17 protein-coding genes and 1 riboswitch are annotated in these 18302 nt (G+C 42.6%); all 17 genes read left to right on the top strand.

The annotated features are described in order from the left end of the window. The first annotated feature begins 13 nt into the window (after nucleotides 1–13). The 17 genes from P9L93_02610 to P9L93_02530 all read left to right on the top strand — a co-directional run bounded on the left by P9L93_02610 (nucleotide 14) and on the right by P9L93_02530 (nucleotide 18273). Nucleotides 14–1168: an aminotransferase class I/II-fold pyridoxal phosphate-dependent enzyme gene (locus P9L93_02610; protein MDP8229975.1), complete on the top strand. Its 1155-nt coding sequence runs from the start codon at nucleotides 14–16 to the stop codon at nucleotides 1166–1168. Further along, nucleotides 1158–2276: a glycosyltransferase gene (locus P9L93_02605; GenBank protein ID MDP8229974.1), complete on the top strand. Its 1119-nt coding sequence runs from the start codon at nucleotides 1158–1160 to the stop codon at nucleotides 2274–2276. The genes P9L93_02610 and P9L93_02605 overlap by 11 nt, the downstream gene beginning before the upstream one ends. Nucleotide 2277: 1 nt before the next feature. After that, nucleotides 2278–3159: a lysophospholipid acyltransferase family protein gene (locus tag P9L93_02600; protein ID MDP8229973.1), complete on the top strand. Its 882-nt coding sequence runs from the start codon at nucleotides 2278–2280 to the stop codon at nucleotides 3157–3159. 3 nt (nucleotides 3160–3162) lie between these two features. Further along, entirely contained in the window at nucleotides 3163–3834 is a 672-nt protein-coding gene (locus P9L93_02595) for a glycosyltransferase family 2 protein (GenBank protein MDP8229972.1), read from the top strand. 5 nt (nucleotides 3835–3839) lie between these two features. Next, nucleotides 3840–4331 carry a small multi-drug export protein gene (locus tag P9L93_02590; GenBank protein MDP8229971.1) on the top strand — a complete coding sequence of 164 codons (492 nt, stop codon included), beginning with the start codon at nucleotides 3840–3842 and terminating at the stop codon, nucleotides 4329–4331. A 164-nt stretch (nucleotides 4332–4495) separates the two neighbouring features. Next, nucleotides 4496–5020: a cob(I)yrinic acid a,c-diamide adenosyltransferase gene (locus P9L93_02585; GenBank protein MDP8229970.1), complete on the top strand. Its 525-nt coding sequence runs from the start codon at nucleotides 4496–4498 to the stop codon at nucleotides 5018–5020. Next, nucleotides 5017–5757, top strand: coding sequence for a helical backbone metal receptor (locus P9L93_02580; GenBank protein MDP8229969.1), 741 nt, complete (start codon nucleotides 5017–5019; stop codon nucleotides 5755–5757). The genes P9L93_02585 and P9L93_02580 overlap by 4 nt, the downstream gene beginning before the upstream one ends. Next, nucleotides 5744–6715, top strand: a complete 972-nt coding sequence (locus P9L93_02575) for an iron ABC transporter permease (protein MDP8229968.1) — start codon at nucleotides 5744–5746, stop codon at nucleotides 6713–6715. Before P9L93_02580 ends, P9L93_02575 begins: the two co-directional genes overlap by 14 nt. A 1-nt stretch (nucleotide 6716) precedes the next feature. Further along, nucleotides 6717–7490 carry an ABC transporter ATP-binding protein gene (locus tag P9L93_02570; GenBank protein MDP8229967.1) on the top strand — a complete coding sequence of 258 codons (774 nt, stop codon included), beginning with the start codon at nucleotides 6717–6719 and terminating at the stop codon, nucleotides 7488–7490. 69 nt (nucleotides 7491–7559) lie between these two features. Further along, a riboswitch (cobalamin riboswitch) is annotated at nucleotides 7560–7749 on the top strand. Nucleotides 7750–7853: 104 nt separating this feature from the next. Beyond that, the gene (locus P9L93_02565) at nucleotides 7854–9845 is read left to right on the top strand and encodes a TonB-dependent receptor (protein ID MDP8229966.1); all 1992 of its coding nucleotides are present in this window, start codon (nucleotides 7854–7856) and stop codon (nucleotides 9843–9845) included. A gap of 45 nt (nucleotides 9846–9890) precedes the next feature. Next, entirely contained in the window at nucleotides 9891–10547 is a 657-nt protein-coding gene (locus P9L93_02560) for a TonB family protein (GenBank protein MDP8229965.1), read from the top strand. A gap of 102 nt (nucleotides 10548–10649) precedes the next feature. Beyond that, a complete protein-coding gene (gene groES / locus P9L93_02555) occupies nucleotides 10650–10937 on the top strand; it encodes a co-chaperone GroES (protein ID MDP8229964.1) in 288 nt (95 codons plus the stop codon). Nucleotides 10938–11059: 122 nt separating this feature from the next. Then, nucleotides 11060–12703: a chaperonin GroEL gene (gene groL / locus P9L93_02550; protein ID MDP8229963.1), complete on the top strand. Its 1644-nt coding sequence runs from the start codon at nucleotides 11060–11062 to the stop codon at nucleotides 12701–12703. Between the two features lie 297 nt (nucleotides 12704–13000). Next, nucleotides 13001–13939: a MoxR family ATPase gene (locus P9L93_02545; protein MDP8229962.1), complete on the top strand. Its 939-nt coding sequence runs from the start codon at nucleotides 13001–13003 to the stop codon at nucleotides 13937–13939. Beyond that, nucleotides 13939–15168 carry a DUF58 domain-containing protein gene (locus tag P9L93_02540; GenBank protein MDP8229961.1) on the top strand — a complete coding sequence of 410 codons (1230 nt, stop codon included), beginning with the start codon at nucleotides 13939–13941 and terminating at the stop codon, nucleotides 15166–15168. Before P9L93_02545 ends, P9L93_02540 begins: the two co-directional genes overlap by 1 nt. 113 nt (nucleotides 15169–15281) lie before the next feature. After that, nucleotides 15282–16901 (top strand): transglutaminaseTgpA domain-containing protein, encoded by a 1620-nt coding sequence (locus P9L93_02535; protein ID MDP8229960.1) that lies wholly within the window; start codon nucleotides 15282–15284, stop codon nucleotides 16899–16901. Between the two features lie 211 nt (nucleotides 16902–17112). Continuing rightward, nucleotides 17113–18273 (top strand): GuaB3 family IMP dehydrogenase-related protein, encoded by a 1161-nt coding sequence (locus P9L93_02530; GenBank protein ID MDP8229959.1) that lies wholly within the window; start codon nucleotides 17113–17115, stop codon nucleotides 18271–18273. Nucleotides 18274–18302: the final 29 nt, after the last annotated feature.

Raw genomic sequence — 18302 nt, 5'->3', positions numbered from 1 at the left:
ACGAGGCTAAATTATGGATATATCCAAGAAAGTAGAACAAATACCGCCTTCGGGTATACGGGAATTCTTTGAACTTGTCATCGGGATGAAGGATGTGATCTCTCTTGGTGTGGGCGAACCGGATTTTGTCACACCATGGAACATATGCGAGTCTAGCATATTTTCTATTGAAAGAGGGGCGACCTCATATACTTCTAATAAAGGTCTTTACGAGTTAAGGTCGCAGATTTCAAAACACCTAAAGACCAGGCACAACGTAGAGTATGATCCTGATACAGAAGTGCTTATTACTACAGGTGTAAGTGAGGGCATGGATCTTGTTTTGCGCAGCCTCATGAATCCAGGCGATAAAGTGCTTATACCTGTGCCTTGTTACGTGTCATATCATCCTGTAACTTTCCTGGCAGGAGGTACACCTGTATTTATCAACACCAAAAAGACTGGTTTTAAATTAACGCCTTCTCTCGTGGAAAAACACATATCAAGAGGCACAAAGGCAATAATCTTAAATTACCCTGCAAATCCCACAGGTGTTTCTTATTCGAAGAAAGAGCTTCAGGAGCTATCCAAGGTTTTTATAAAACACGACCTTATTGTCATAAGCGACGAGATATACGACGAACTTACTTACGATTTTTCGCATACGCCTCTCTGCACATTAAAGGGGATGAAGAATCGAACTGTGTACTTAAATGGATTTTCCAAGACATTTGCCATGACAGGGTGGAGGGTCGGATATGCATGCGGCCCAAAAAAGATAATAGACGCTATGACAAAGATCCACCAGTATACAATGCTGTGCTCTCCTATAATGGGGCAGATAGGGGCGATCGAGGCGCTGAAGAATTCCAGCCGTTACGTGCAGGAGATGAAGCGCGAATATAAGAGAAGGCGCGATTTTATAGTAGACCGGATGAACGAGATAGGACTAGTCTGTCCTATGCCAGACGGCGCTTTTTATATATTCCCTTCAATAAAAAATACAGGCATGAACTGCATGGAATTCGCGAAAAAACTTTTAAAGAAAGAAAATGTGGCAGTCGTGCCTGGCACAGCTTTTTGGCCAGAAGGAAAAGATTATATACGAATATCCTATGCTTCCAAGATGCCTGATCTAAAGGAGGCGTGCCTGCGCATAGAGAGATTCATAAAGAAAAATGCCAGATAAAAAAATCCTCTTAATGTACATAACCGAGAGTTCCGGGCATCATCGCGCCAGCATTGCCATTGAGAGCGCCTTAAAGGAGATCTCGCCGTCAGTCCAGACCCTTAACATAAATGCCTTTGGGTACACTAATCCTATTCTCGAAAAGGTGATCAGCAAAACATATGCAGAGGTGATAAAGAAGAAGCCAGAGGTATGGGAGTACCTGTATGATAATCCAAAGATCTTAAAGAATGCCCAGGCTATACGGGAAGCCATACACAGATTTAATTCTAAAAAATTAAAAGCGCTTTTAAAGGATTTCCAGCCAGATGCTGTTGTGTGCACACAGGCGTTTCCATGTGGCATGATAGCTGATTACAAAAGGAATTTGAATCTGCCTCTGCCGCTGACAGGCGTCCTGACAGATCATGCCCCGCATTCCTACTGGATATTTAATGATGTGGACTGGTATATTACGCCGTCTGAGATCTGCAAGGAGAGATTTGTGAAGAACGGAGTGAGTGGATCCAGGATAAAGGTCTTTGGTATTCCAATCAATCCAAGATTTGGCATAGCACACGATAAGAATAAAGTATGTAAGGATATAGGGCTTGATCCTCAAGTCTCCACTGTTCTCATTATGGGCGGAAGCCAGGGGCTGGGACCTGTCGAGGACATTGTTGATATGCTTGAAAGCATAGATATCCCTTTTCAGTTGGCAGTGGTTTGCGGAACCAATAAAAAACTCGAGAAGACACTAAAAAAAAGGGAGCTCAAGTACAAGAAGAAATTGTTTGTCTTTGGCCATGTGGAAAACATAGATGAGTTAATGGAAGTCTCGAGTATAGTCATTACAAAACCAGGAGGACTTACGACATCCGAGGCATTAAGTAAAGATCTGCCAATGATCATTGTACGTCCAATACCAGGGCAGGAGGCAAAAAATACTGAATTTCTCCTGCAGCAGGGCGTGGCTGTTAAGGCAGAAGACAGCGAGGACATAGTGGCGCTTGTCAAGGAGCTACTTTTGAATAATACAAAACTCGACCAGATGCGCAAAAGGGCCAGTGAACTAAAAAGACCCAACGCAGCCAGGGATATCGCAAAGCTGGTATTGGATACGGAATAAAATGTTTTTTTATATTTTATACAGAATTGGTTTTTTTCTTTCGAATGCCCTGCCGCTAAAGGTTGTATACTGGCTTGCAGAGAGATTCGCTGATATTCATTATTGCATTTCAAAAAAAGACAGAGAGGCTGTCACTGAGAATTTAAGTACAGTGCTTAAGAAAGATATTGCAGGGTCTCGCGTATTGGCAAGAAAGGTCTTCAGGAATTTTGGTCTGTATCTTGTGGATTTCTTCAGAATACCAAAACTTAATAAAGAAAATATTGATAGAAACGTTAAGATCGAAGGCCTTGAGAATATTGATAAGGCTTTAAAAGAAAATAAAGGCGCCATTATTCTCAGCTGTCATATTGGCAACTGGGAGATAGCCGGAGTGGCAGTAGGCATAAAGGGCTATGACATATCCGCTGTTACCTTGAATCACAGGCACGACAGGATAAATGATTTTTTTATTAAACAGAGAGAAGAGAACGGCATGAAAGTGATCGGGATGAGCTCTGTTATGAGAGGCTGTATCAGGACGTTATTGAGAAACGGCATGCTTGCATTGGTCGGAGACAGGGATTTTACGGATTCTGGCGTAACCCTGGAGTTCTTCGGTGTGCCAACAAGCATTCCAAAGGGTCCAGCAGCGCTTAGTTTAAAGACAGGCTCACCGATTATACCAGGATTTTGTATACGTCATGATAGATTTAGCTACAAGTTAATATTTGAGAAACCCATTGAAATAAAAAAGATACCGGGCATGACAGAAGAGGAAATGATTAAAAGGGCAACAGAAAGTTTTGTACCTGTAATGGAAAAATATATCAAGGCGTATCCAGAACAGTGGCTTGTATTCAGGAGATTCTGGGAGGCGCCCACAGACGCGTTTGTGCTTTAATCTATGAGCGTATTTATAGTCATCCCAACTTATAATGAGAAAAGGACTATTGGTCCTATCGTGAGGAAACTCAGGACAATGGATTTCAGGGTCGTGGTCGTGGACGATGGTTCACGTGATCACACTATTGTAGAGGCGAATAAATTCGGGGCAGAGCTCGTGGTGCATTCTAAAAATGTAGGCAAGGGCCGGTGCATAAGAGAAGGCATGGAATACGCCCTGGATAATGGCTGTGATTTTGTCATCACTATGGATGGTGATGGCCAGCATGATCTTGCAGAGATCGATAAATTCATAAAAGAACACAAACGATCAGGCGCGGATATTGTACTTGGCAATCGAATGCGCAATCCAAAGAAAATGCCTTTTGTAAGGCGGTGCACAAATGTATTTATGTCTTTTATAATATCGCTTATCCTGGGGGAGAAGGTGGAAGATTCGCAATGCGGATACAGGCTCCTGTCCAGGAACGCTATTGATAAAATGAATCTAAGGACGACAAAGTATGAGATAGAATCAGAGATGCTCCTTGAGGCAAAAAGACATAATTTGCGCATAACGTTTGTGGATATAGATTCGATCTACGGGAGTGAATCCAGCCAGATCAATCCCTTTTTTGATACGCTCAGATTTATAAAGCTTATCATCTATGAATCCCTGTGGAGACGTTTTTAAATGCTATGCAAGACGCAATAGTCAACTTCTTATATTCATTCGGATTATCTCCAAAAGTAACGATCTTATTGTTAAGCACCTTACCTGTTACTGAGCTAAGGGCGTCTATACCTATAGGCGTTCTACTGCTCAAACAGGATGTTTATTTGGTATTTTTTTATGCAGTGATAGGGAATCTTCTGCCAATAGCGCCGATATATTTTTTATTAGAGCCAATTTCTAAAAGACTGGGCAAGACCGAACTCATGCGTAAATTCTTCGAGTGGCTTTTCGCAAGAGCAAAGAAGCGTGCCGGGCTTATCGAGAAATACGAAGCGCTGGGGCTTATGCTTTTCGTTGGCATACCATTCCCAGGCACAGGCGTGTGGACAGGCTGCCTCATAGCATCACTTTTACGCATACACTTTGTGCCAACCTTTATAGCCGCAACCCTCGGCGTCCTGATAGCAGCAACAGTAGTAACGATGCTGACGATAGCAGGTAGGTCAGCATTTTGATAAATATAAACTCTAAATTCGAAACCCTAAACTCTAAACAAATCCAAAACCCCAAATCCAAAACTCAAAACTGCAGTTTTGGCATTTGAGTTTTGTGTTTTGAGTTTGTTTAGGATTTAGAGTTTAGTGTTTAGAGTTTCTAAGAAGAGGATAGAAAATCCAAGATGATACATATTTATACTGGAAATGGAAAAGGCAAGACTACTTCGGCCTTTGGCCTGGCAATGAGGGCGAGCGGCCAGGGACTTAAGGTCTGCGTGTTCCAGTTTTTTAAGCCTGAGAAACTGGTTTGCGGGGAAGAGATTTCGGCTAAGGAGTTAAGCATAGAGGTTGTGAAGTGCGAGGAATGTCACCCTTTATTTATGGGACAAGTGACAAGTGACAAGGGACAAGGGAAGGTGAAAAAGGCTATCGAGAGAATGGTCAAAGAAGCAGAAAAGGTAATGTTTAGCAAGAAGTATGGCATGGTGGTGTTGGATGAAGTTATAAATGTTATAGATCAAGGGTTTTTCAGTAAGGAAAAATTCCTCAAATTATTAAAAAGTGTACCACAGGAACTTGAGTTGGTGCTTACAGGTAGAGGGGATATCTCTGGCATAGAAGAGCATGCGGATTATGTGACGGCAATGATAGATAAAAAACATCCTTTTAGATCTAAGGTTGGCGCGAGGAAAGGAATAGAGTATTGAAAAAGATAATATTTTTATGCCTATTTTTATTAATTGCATCCATGGCTATGGCTCGGGAATATCGCATAATTTCTCTGGCGCCGAATACTACGGAGATATTGTTTAGCCTCGAACTTGGCGAGTCAGTAGTAGGTGTGGATGAGTATTCAGATTATCCGAGAAAGGCCCTGGATATAGAGCGCGTCGGAAGTTTTAATAGGCCAAATATAGAAAAGATAATTTTATTAAGGCCAAGCCATATCCTGGTGAATGCTGATCTTGATGCTGATCTAATGGATTATTTAAGGCTAAGGGGTGCGAAGATTATAAAGGTGTCACCTAAAAGCATGGATGAGCTACACGGAAGGATGCTGATGCTTGGCAAGATATTTAATAGGGAAGATAAGGCCCGCTTTATCATAGAGGATATGAAGACCCGCATAGAAAATCTACCAGTAAAAAAGGGTGCAGATAGACCCAAGGTTTTTGTACAGTTATTTCACGATCCGCTTGTTACTGGTTCGTCGTTTATCGGAGATGTTGTGAGGTTGGCAGGTGGTAATAATATAGCTCAGGATGTAAAGGATGACAATGGCCTTTTTAGCCCTGAGGTTTTATTGTACAGGGATCCGGATATTATTATAAAGACGAGTTTTTCAAAAGATGCGGATTTTAATCCAGATACCCTTTTAAGACCAGGCCCGCGAATCATATTGGCTATCGAAGAACTAAACAAGATATTCTATGAAAAGAATTAAACCCCTGACTTATATACTGACTTCGCTTTTATTTATCACTGTCCTGATTATCTTAGGCATGCTGATAGGCCCTGTCAAAATAGCCATAGATGAGATATTTCTGCAGAAGTATTCTGATATTATGAGATTGAGGCTATTTAGGGTTATCCTGGCCATTGCAGCTGGCGCTGGGCTTAGTCTCTCAGGCGTAGTCCTGCAAGGTGTATTGAGAAACCCTCTATCAGAACCCTATGTCTTAGGCGTATCTTCTGGTTCTGGCCTGGGAGCGGTTATAGGGTTATTGTTCTTTTCGCATGTCGCGGCTTCGCATGGCCTGGCCTTTTTAGGCGGCATCCTGACCATAATAATCGTCTATAATATCGCAAGGTCAGGCAATAGATTATCTACTGAAAACATGATCATCGCTGGAATATTAGTAAGCGCGTTATTCTCTAGCCTCTTGATGTTTTTTGTCTCTATTTCCAGCAGCGCAAAGGTCCATTCTATTATGTGGTGGCTCCTGGGTAATCTACAGGTATATAAAGGTATACATGTAGCCATTGTTTCTGGAGCAGTGGCCCTGGGTTTATTATTAGCCGCCATTTTTGCAAAGGAATTAAACGCCTTGTCATTAGGAGAAGAAGACGCAATGCATCTTGGCGTGGATATCAATAAGGTAAAAAAACTACTGCTGGTTATTTCTGCGTTGGTCACAAGTGTCGTGGTTTCCATGTGCGGCATTATAGGTTTTGTGGGCCTTATGGTGCCTCATATAACAAGGAGACTGGTAGGGCCTGACCACAGAGTGCTTATACCGAGCTCTGTTTTAACAGGAGCGGCGTTTCTTTTAGTGTGTGATCTTTTTTCAAGGACTGTGATGGCGCCGGCCGAGATCCCAGTAGGAGTCGTTACCGCGTTCGTGGGTGTACCATTTTTTATATTTATCTTGAGACGGACCAGAAAGGTATATTTTAGATAATATGCTTTACTTTTTAGATGTCGCGAGTGGTTACGGGAGTACTGAGGTCCTAAAGGATGTGACCTTTAGTGTCGATCCTGGGGATTTTATTGGCATAATCGGCCCGAACGGCTCAGGCAAATCAACGCTTTTGCGTACTGCTACAAAGGTGCTAAAGCCTTTTAAGGGCGAGATATATTTGCAGAAGAAAAGGCTAAAGGATACACCTTTAAAAGAGATAGCAAAGCTGATAGCAGTAGTGCCGCAGGACGCGCTGTTTATGTTCCCATTTAAAGTGCTGGATGTAGTCTTGATGGGCCGTATACCTTATTTGAGCAGATTAGGATTTGAATCTCAGGATGATCTGAGGATCGCATTTAAGGCACTGGAAGAAGTGGATGCTATACACCTGAGGGATAGATTTATAGATGAGCTGAGTGGTGGCGAGCGTCAGAGGGTTGTCATTGCAAAGGCACTTGCGCAAAAGCCAAGGGTTTTGTTTTTAGACGAGCCAACCACACACCTTGATATAAGCCATCAGATAGAGACATTTTCACTATTAAAGAAGCTGAACAAGGAATCAAAATTGACAGTAGTTGCGATATTGCATGATCTGAACTTAGCTTCGCTTTATTGCGATAGATTAATATTATTGAGCGAGGGCCGGATAAAAAAACAAGGCACACCAAGCGAGGTCCTTGATTACAAGACAATAGAAGAGGTCTACAAGACCCGGGTCATTGTCAAAGAAAATCCCCTGACATCCCGGCCGCATGTGTTTTTGGTGAGGCGGTAAAAAGCCGAGGCTGGACCTCGGCTTTTTCGGCAAAGGTATTTTTTTGTTGACTTGTTTTAGTAATTAGGGTATAAAATATTTACAATTGAATATTTCATATTATGTTGTTTAAGGGAAGCTGGTGGGAGTCCAGCGCAGCCCCGCTGCTGTAATAGGTTACGAAATCTGCAATAAGCCATTGTTCGCTTTGGGCGGACGAGAAGGCGCAGAGAGTAGACGGCCTTAAGTCAGAAAACCTTACAATATATTTTTCCCTATAACAGGGAGCTGCTGAGGGCAGTCATAAAGGGTGAAGAAAACAGGGTGCAACTCTTAATCCACTATAATGGATTAAGAGTTTTTTGCTTTTAAGGAGGGAATGTGATGAAGATAACTTTTTTGGCATTGGCATTAGCTATATCAACAGGGCTTGTTTATGCAGAGAACGTGGAGTTAGAAAGGATCGTAGTTACGCCAACAAGGATGGCCCAGGAGGATTATAAAACAGGGTCAAACATTACTGTGATCGACTCTAAGAGTATCGAATCCTCTAATGCCCAGAATGTGGCAGATATATTAAAGGAAGAGGCAGGGATCCATTATTATGACAATAGCAGCGCCAAGACTGCAACAGTAGATATTAGGGGTTTTGGAGATACTGCTGGGAGAAACGTGCTTTTATTAGTAAATGGCCGCAAGGTCAATCCTGCAGATATATCAGGCCCTGATTGGCTGCAGCTACCACTGGAGAGCGTAGAGAGAATAGAAGTCATAAGGGGCACAGGCTCAGTTTTATATGGAGATAATGCAGTAGGTGGCGTAGTTAACGTCATAACAAAAAAAGGTAACACAGGCATATCAGGGAAAGCAGGTGTAATGTGCGCGAGCTATGATAGTTATCAAGAGGATGTAGAAGTTTCGGGAAAGACAGAAGGGTTTTCTCATTATTTATATTTGAAACATTACGATAGTGATGGCTATAGATCAAATAGTAATGTGAATACAAAGGATTGCAATACAAAGCTGGGTTATGAATTTTCAGAAGATCTATCGCTTGAGCTTACAGCAGGATGGCACGAGGATGACTATGGCATGCCAGGAGGCCTTGATGATCAGGGTGAGCTTACGCAGTATGGCAGGCGCGGGTCGCCGGATGAGAGTGATTTCGCTTCTACAAAGGATAGATATGTCAATCTGTCGCTGGATCTAAGGCCGTGGTTTGATGTCACGGATTCAGCGCATTTTAACGTAGATATCTTTTACAGAAACAGAGACTCTTATTCATGGCTTAATTATGGAGGCTGGCCATCTGCGCAGAAATACATGATAGATACAGAAGGCGCTACTATAAAATATACATACGATGGCAGCATTGGCGATCAAGAGCTGAATTTTGTTATTGGCACGGACTATTATGATATTGAAAATATAATCAAGGGCAGTGAATGGAATTCAGATGACCTTACTATATTTAAGGAAGAGATAGGCTTTTACGGTTATTCAGAATACGAGATGTTCAAGAATCTTTTTATAAACAGCGGGGCGAGATATCAAAAGGCAGAATATATATTTGATCAGCGTGCGTCTACTGTGCGGCGTGAGACAAAAGAGCCAACAGAGTCCGTATTTATGACTGGCCTTAAATATGAATATTCTGATGATTCTAGCCTGCATTTAAGCATGCAGGAGAGTTTTAGATTTCTTGCTACTGATGAATGGTATAGCACCTGGTCAGGATTAAATACCAATCTCAGACAGCAGACAGGTACGCAATATGAAGTTGGTATCAGGCATAATTTTGACGATATAGTGATAGTTACAGTTACGCCGTATTGGATAGATATAAAGGATGAGATATACGTGAATCCTTATCCCTCGCCGGGTCAAAATGAAAATTATGATAAGACAAGAAGAAAGGGTGTTGAGTTGGGAGTAGATCTGGACTTGTCGAATTTCATAGACTTGCCTTATGTAGATAAAGCTTTTATGCATGCAAATTACACATGTCAGCAGGCAAAATTCAAGGGCGGCGACTATGGCAGCAATGACATACCGATGACTCCCATGCATCAGGCTGTGGTTAGTTTGAGAGCTGAGCTTTATGAGGATTACAATCTTTCTTTGACAGGAAGATATGTTGGCGAGCGCTATGCTATTAATGACACAAGGAATGAGACGACCAAGATGAAGGATTTTTTTACGTTGGATAGTAAGCTTTCCTATGGTAAGGATTCCTTGGAGATTTACGCAGGCATTAATAATATATTCGATGAGAAATATTTCACATACGCTGCCAAGAGCTCGAGTTCAAATAAAAAAGACTATTACCCCGCGCCAGAGCGTAACTTTGAGATGGGCGCGAGTTATAAGTTTTAATCTCGCGTTTGACAAAAGAGTAAACACTTGTTATTATAGATACACATGTCGGAGAATAAGACTTTTCAAATATCACTTTTAGTTTCTGTAGTGGCTCATTCTGTCTTTTTCTTGGGACTGCCGCATATGCCGATTATGCCGAGCAAGAGGTCTTTGCAGAGTATAAAGATCGCGTATTATAAGATAAAGGAAGCGCCAAAGGTTAAAAAGGTAGTTGAGCCAATTGCAAAGAAACTCCCTGACATAAAAAAGGAAGAGATAGCTAAGCCCCCAAAGAAGATCGCTGTAAAGAAGAAGCAGGTTGCGCAGAAGAAGCCGAGGCGTGTTGCAGCGCATAAGAAGGTGGAGGTAAAAGAGAAGCGCTTTGAAAAGGTAATTGAGGAAGAGAAGGACGATGCTAAAAAGGCAACATACATAAGCTATTACCGCTCGGTTAGGGAGAAGATAAGACAGTATGCGGACAAGAATTACCCGCGTAGAAAGAGGTTGGCCAGGGGCGAGGTGTTTTTATCCTTTGTGGTTGCCTCAAGCGGCGAGCTGCTTTTGGTCAAGGTAATAGATGAAAGATCTGCGCGAAGTCCAACACTAAGAAAGATCGCCATAAATAGCGTAAGAGATGCCAGCCCATTCCCATCATTCCCCAAAGGCATGAGCCAATACCAGATCACCTTCAACGTAATCATCTCTTTTGAATCCAGATAAAAAATCCTTGACAAGAAATTGATATTGGCTTATTATAGTACTTCCTTAATAGCACTCCTCTAAATAGAGTGCTAACAACAAACAATACAAGGGGGTGTAAGTATGGCAATACAACCATTAGGAGACAGGGTTTTGGTAAAACGTCTCGAAGCTGAGGAGAAGACAAAGGGTGGCATTTTGCTGCCAGAGACTGCAAAGGAAAAGCCGCAGAAGGGTGAAGTAGTTGCTGCTGGCAAGGGCAAGGTATTGGAGAGCGGCAAGGTAGAGCCTTTAGAGGTAAAAAAGGGCGACAAGGTGCTTTTTGGGAAATACGCTGGCAATGAAATAACTCACGATGACCAGGAATACATTATCTTAAGGGAAGAAGACATCCTGGCTATACTTAAATAAAATATAACTAGAATGGAAAATCCAAAACCATGTTTGGGATTTGGAAATTGGGATTTATTTGGTAGTATTGGTATTTATTGGGATTTGGGATTTTTCGGGTAGAAAAAAGAGGAGGATTTGAGATGGCAAAGCAATTGATTTTCAAGGAAGATGCAAGGAGCGCTATTGCAAGAGGCATAGATATCCTTGCGGACGCGGTAAAGGTAACGCTTGGCCCAAAAGGAAGAAATGTGATCATAGATAAAAAGTTCGGCTCTCCTACCATTACAAAGGATGGGGTGACAGTGGCAAAAGAGATCGAATTAAAAGATCCATACCATAACATGGGCGCGCAGCTAGTAAAAGAGGTTGCTGAAAAGACAAGCGATGTGGCAGGTGATGGCACAACCACAGCTACAGTGCTTGCACAGGCGATTTACAGAGAAGGCCTGAAGAATGTAACAGCAGGAGCGAATCCAGCTGCCTTAAAGCGCGGCATTGAAAAGGCAGTAGTAGAAGTAGTCAAAAATCTAAAGGAAAAACTTTCAAAGGAAATAAAGGACAAAAAAGAGATCGCGCAGGTAGCGTCTATTGCAGCTAATAACGACAGCGCGATAGGTGACTTAATAGCGGACGCGATGGAAAAAGTAGGCAAGGACGGGGTTATCACTGTTGAGGAGGCAAAGTCAATGGTGACCAACCTGAATGTCGTGGAAGGCATGCAGTTTGATCAGGGATATCTGTCTCCTTATTTTGTAACAGATTCAGAGAGGATGGAGGCAGTTATTGAAAATCCATATATCCTTATTCATGAGAAAAAGATCTCTGCAATGAAGGATATGCTTCCGCTCCTTGAAAAGATAGCAAGATCTGGCAAGCCGCTTGTGATAATAGCAGAAGATATCGAGGGCGAGGCGCTCGCGACATTGGTCGTGAATAAATTAAGAGGCACGCTCAATTGCTGTGCGGTAAAGGCACCTGGTTATGGAGACAGGCGCAAGGCCATGCTTGATGATATAGCAACCCTTACCGGAGGCAAGGCTGTTACAGAGGAGCTTGGCATAAAATTAGAAAGTATCACGCTCGATGATCTGGGAAAAACAAAGAGAGTGACTATAGGAAAAGAAGAGACTACTATAATAGAGGGAGCTGGTAAGAATAATGAGATCAATGCCAGAATCACTCAGATAAAGCGCCAGATCGAAGATACAGATTCAGATTATGACAAAGAAAAGCTGCAGGAGCGTCTCGCGAAACTTGCAGGCGGCGTAGCAGTGATCAATGTCGGCGCAGCAACAGAGACAGAGATGAAAGAAAAGAAGGCGCGTGTTGAAGATGCGCTGCATGCTACAAGGGCAGCTGTTGAAGAAGGTATAGTGCCTGGCGGCGGAGTAGCCTATCTACGCAGCATATCCAAGCTCGATGATCTAAAACTTAAAGGCGACGAGAAGATAGGCGCTAGCATAGTGAAGCGGGCCCTTGAGGAGCCGATAAGGCAGATCATAAGAAATGCCGGGCTGGAAGATTCAGTTGTAGTAAATGAGGTAAAAGGAAAAGGCAAGAACGAGGGATTTAACGCCCAGAGCGAAGAGTATGTGGATATGATATCAGCTGGTATCATAGACCCTACAAAGGTAGCTCGCTCAGCGCTTGAGAATGCAGCCAGTGTAGCTGGATTACTTCTCATGACAGAGGCATTGATCTCAGATATACCTGAAGAGGAAAAACCAGGTCCAGCCATGCCTCCAGGCGGCGGAATGCCAGGAGGAATGGGAGGGATGTACTAATACGCAAACAACTAATTGTAGGTGACCCTTAAGGGTCACCTACAATGTGGATAACTCGCGCAAACTCGCGGGCCGTGCCCCGTTCCAAATTCTTAATTAAGAATTTGGAACGGGGTTTTTATTTTTTGACAATAATTAATGGCTGTGATATAGTTAGTGTAATTATATATTATGGAGGTTGCGTGAAGTTGCGTAAAGTTTCGTAATGTTTCGTGAAGTTGCAATAATGTAACCTTACGCAACCTAACGAAACCTCACACAACCTTACGAAACCTTCGCTAAAAACAGGAGGAACACATGCCAGATCTTCATGAAATCCCCCACAAATTAATTGAGAATATCTCAAAGGTCATTGTAGGCAAGAGAGAGGTTATCGAGTTTGTCGTAGTCAGCATTATGGCTAATGGCCATGTGCTATTAGAAGATGTGCCTGGTCTTGGCAAGACAATGCTTGCCAGATCCCTTTCAAAGTCAGTAGATGCCGAGTTTAAAAGGATCCAGTTTACGCCAGATCTTTTGCCGTCTGATGTCACAGGCGTTTCTATATACAATCAGAAGACAGGAGAATTTGAATTCAGAAAAGGCCCTATATTTGCAAATATAGTACTCGGCGATGAAATAAACCGTACTACTCCGAGGACCCAGTCTGCGCTTTTAGAAGCCATGCAGGAGTTTAAGATCACTGTTGACGGCGTATTGAGGAAATTGCCTGAACCGTTTTTTGTTATAGCTACTCAAAACCCTATAGAGTTTCACGGCACATACCCTCTCCCGGAGTCCCAGGTCGACAGGTTCCTTATGCAGCTTGCAGTAGGATATCCCTCTAATCAGGAAGAGGTAAAGATCCTTACCAGAAACGTGAAAGAGTCGCCCCTGGATACCCTTAAGAGCGTTGTGAGTGTACAGGATATTATTGATTTGCAGAAGGCAGTGATGTCTCTTCATATAGAGCCGCGTATCACAGAGTACATCGTAAAGATCATTTCCACGACAAGAGAATTGCCAGGCGATATAAAGCTTGGCGCAAGTCCTCGCGCGTCACTCGCGCTTATGCGTACTGCAAGGGCCTTGGCCTTTCTTGATAAAAGAGATTATGTAATACCTGATGATGTAAAAAAATTAGCGCTCCCTGTATTAAGGCATAGGATAATACTCCAGCCGCGCTCAATAGTCCGCGGCCTCGCAGCGAAAGACATAGTAAGTCATATATTAAAGAAGGTTCCAGTCCCGGCATAATGTTTACTTCGAAAAGTATCTTTCTCCTCATAACATCCATTCTTCTTCTTGCTATCGCGTGGAATACTGACATAACAATGATCTACATATTTTTCGTGATAGCCTTTGTCATATTTACCCTTTCTTTTATACACTTGCAGATTAATATTCCTGATATCTCTTTAAGCAGGACATTGCAAGACACGGCATTCGAAGATGATATGCTTAATGTTAAGATGGACATTAAGAATAAGCGCAAGATAGACGCCTCTTTTTTTGAAATAATAGATACGGTTCCATTTGCGCCGCCTGACGAGAAAAAGCCATCACTATTTATATTAGATATAGAAGCCAAAAAGAAAATATCTTTTAGGTATGTGATTAACTGCTATAGAAGGGGCTTATGGAAGATAGGCCCGATATTTGTTATTTCTCAGGATGCGCTTGGATTTTTCAAGATGAAAAAGATCTTTAGTGTATTTGCGGATATTTTGATCTATCCAGGCCTATTCAAGATATTTTCATTTCCGCCTCTTGCAAAAGGCTCTGTTTCGTGGATGGGTGTAGAGACTACAAGGATAGGCGGCGACAGTCATGAGTTTTTCGGAGTCAGGGAATATCAGAGGGGCGATGCCATGAGCCGTATGCATTGGCCTTCAACAGCCAGGCATAATAAATTGATCGTAAAGCAGTTTGAACGCAATGTAGTGCAGGAGGCAACCATAGTTATTGATTTAAAGAAAGAACATGATGTCGGCGTAGAAAGAGAGACAACCTTGGAGTATTCAGTAAAAATAGCAGGGTCTATTGCAAAATATCTCTTGAGTGAAGGCGCACTTGTGCAGATGATGGGTTATTCTAGGACAGCAATGACTCTGCCTTTTGGAAAAGGCGAATCGCATTTGCATAAGATGTTAGAATATCTTGCAAAGGTTCGTTCGGATGGTAAATTTTCTCTATCTCAGACGCTTGAAGAAGCAAGTTTTATTACACCATACAGCTCTACACTTATAACAATAATGCTGGATAATGATATGGCTGCTCTGTCAAGCCTTGTTCAATTTAAGGCAAAAGGGATAAGATTGATAACCATAGTTCTCGCGACTTCTACGTTTGGCCAGTTGGCAGAGGGCGAGCAGCTTGACATGGAGGCAGCAAGAAAATTTGATGAGGCACTCGCAGGCCTGGAGGGATACGCCTACAGGATCTCGAAAGGCGATGATTTAGAGAAGAAGTTCGAGACGGTGTAACTTGCTTTGTATAAATACAAGGCTGGTGTCAGGTTTTAGGTGTCAGGTGTCAAAAGGGCCCTGACACTTGACACTTTGCACTTTACACCAACGAGTTATTAAGGATAAGGATCGTGGACAGAGACGCGTTATATTTTCACTTTTCAAATCTGGGGATAGTCCTGATAGGACTTTTTAGCATCCAGGGGATCATAAATCCTTTTGTCGCTGCGCTCCTGATACCTGGTACGATCGCAGGTTTTCTTGTAAGCTGGCGGATCAGAAAATCCAGACCCCAGCATATAGATACCTTTATAGGGATGCTGTCTCTTGCAGCAGTGGTCGTGACATTGGGAGGCCTTTTTGACAAGGCCTTGACATTTGATAATCTTCTGACGGGTTTTTCTATAGCCCTGGCATGGCTTACGCTTTTTCAAAGTTTTGGCCTGAAAGAAGAAAAAAGTTATGCTATGTTGCAATTTATAGCAGTGTGTCTTTTGATCTCATCCATTTCTCTTGCCCTGGAACAGGAACCAGTTTATATGGTCATGCTTGCGGTTTTTTTGTTTATCTTTATCTTTGCGATGCGTTTGAGTCTGGTATGCGAAAAAAAGAACAAGGGCTCTCTTATAGTGGGGGATCAGGAAAAGATAATGAGTTTATGGCAGCAAATAAAAGTGGCTGCAATGATGTTTTCTTTTGTTTTAATAGTCGCGTCTCTAGTCTATCCCTTTGTCCCGCGTTTTGAGAATCTATCTTTAAAGGGACTGCCCTCTACGCTTTTAGGGATCCCCGAGAAGATCCCGCTTTTAAAGTTATTGCATCAGGCGCCGAAAGAGCTAAAAGACAATAAAAAAAGGAAAAAAGAACAGCTCGTAGATGCCATAAAGAAAAAGAGGGAAACTCAGGGCGTAAGGATAAGACAAGAGGAATTAATACAAGAGACAGAAGGAAAGGCCAAAAAGGCGATCGAGCAGCGTTTTCGCGCAGAAGGATTTAATAAGGAAATAGATATTTTTGAGATAAAGGCTCTTACAATATACTCAAATGCGGATAAGGTCCCCCTTGGTAAGCAAGTTAGACTTGAAGCGGAATTGACCATGAGCGATGACTCTACTCTTACAGTAACAAAGCTTGTTGACTGGGTGACCAGCGGCAGCACAGAGGTATCAATAAATAATCAAGGGAATCTCAAGCCAAAAGAAGAAGGAAGCGTGCATGTATCTGCGTCTTATCTCGGGACATTTAGCAATGATCTGTACATTGAGATATTGCCCCCTCTAATACCAATAAAGAAAAAAGGCCCTTTATATTACTCATCTATTAGCGTTTTGTGGCTTGTGGTTTTAGGGCTTTTATTTTTTACTGTGTACATGTTTATGAGAAGCAAACGTTTGCAGGAATTAGCGATCAAGGATCCAAAGGAATTTATAAAGGAGATCTATGGCATTCTATGCAGGGGTTTTAAGATATATGGCGCTTCTAAATTTGACTATATTGCGGCAAGGGAGTTCCTTGAATCTGTAGGGGCTATTTTATCAGATAATCCAAAACCCATGCATGATATAACAGAAGGTTTTTTAGAAGCCCGTTTTTCCGCGCATAATATCTCTAAGGAACATTCGCAGCAGAACCTGGGATTTTTTCATGGGGTCAAGGATGTTGTTTTAGGGAGGGATCAAGGGAAGCATTTCTGGAAGAATATAGCATTTAAGGCGCTGCTGTTAGACGTATTGCTGATACCGAAGACTTGACTTTTTACAAGGTTTACTGTATTATACACAGAACTAAAAGGTAATAGATATTTATGGTAGAAAATCCAAAATCCAAATACTACCAAATCCCAAATAAATCCAAAATCCCAAATCCCAACACATGTTTGGGATTTTGAAATTGGGATTTATTTGGTAGTATTGGTATTATTGGGATTTGGGATTTTTGCGTATTTCAAAAGGAGGTACTAGGATGGGTATGTGGGTTGGAAGAGGGAGAAAGGCGCGAAGGTGTTATGGATTTGATGAGATAGCTCTTGTACCTGGTTCTGTTACGATAAATCCTAACGAGGTAGATACAAGTTGGGAGCTGGCAGGCAAGAAATACAGGATACCCATACTTGCTGCTGCAATGGATGGCGTGGTGGATGTGAAGTTTGCTGTAGAGATGAGTAAGCTCGGCGGCGTGGCTGTTTTAAACCTGGACGGCGTGCAGACCCGTTATGAGAATCCTGACGAGATACTTAAAAAAATAGCAAAGGCAAGCCCGCAAGAGGCCACAAAGCTCGTGCAATCCCTTTATGTTAAACCTATAAAAGAAAAGCTCATTACAAAGAGGATAAAGGAAATAAAGAAAAAGAACGCGACCGCGGCTGTAAGTACGATTCCGCAGACTGCAGAGCGTTTTGGTAAGCTTGCGCAGGATGCAGGCGCAGACATATTTGTAGTCCAGTCTACAGTGATAAGTGTGCATCATATGTCTAAGGAATATAAAGTAGTTGATCTTGCCAAGTTCATAAAATCGATGAAGATCCCTGTTATATTGGGCAACTGCGTTACGTATTCTGTTGCGCTTGAGCTGATGGAGGCTGGGGCTAGCGCGATCCTGGTCGGCATCGGGCCTGGCGCGGCGTGCACCACAAGAGGCGTCCTTGGCATAGGTGTACCGCAGGTCACAGCTACTTCAGATACATCAGCAGCGCGAGATTTTTATCATAAGAAGACAGGAAAATATATACCGATTATTACAGACGGCGGCATGGATTCAGGCGGAGATACCTGCAAGGCCTTTGCCAGCGGCGCAGATGCTGTGATGGTCGGCTCCGCGTTTGCCAGGGCGCAAGAGGCGCCAGGAAAAGGATATCATTGGGGCATGGCCACACCGCATGCAAACCTGCCCAGAGGTACGCGGATCCGCGTGGGCACGACCGGGACATTAGAAGAGATCTTACTTGGCCCCGCAAAGCTCGATGATGGTTCACAAAATCTTGTAGGCGCGCTAATGACCTCGATGGGAAATGTCGGCGCGAGAGATATAAAAGAAATGCAATTGACCGAAATAATAATAGCCCCATCCATTAAGACAGAAGGAAAACTCCTGCAAAGAGCGCAGGGGATTGGGATGGGGAAATGAAATATAAATCCCAAATCCAAATACTACCA

It is taken from the genome of Candidatus Gorgyraea atricola, from assembly GCA_030765235.1.
Classification (GTDB): domain Bacteria; phylum Omnitrophota; class Gorgyraeia; order Gorgyraeales; family Gorgyraeaceae; genus Gorgyraea; species Gorgyraea atricola.
This window is presented reverse-complemented; position numbering and strand designations above follow the sequence as displayed.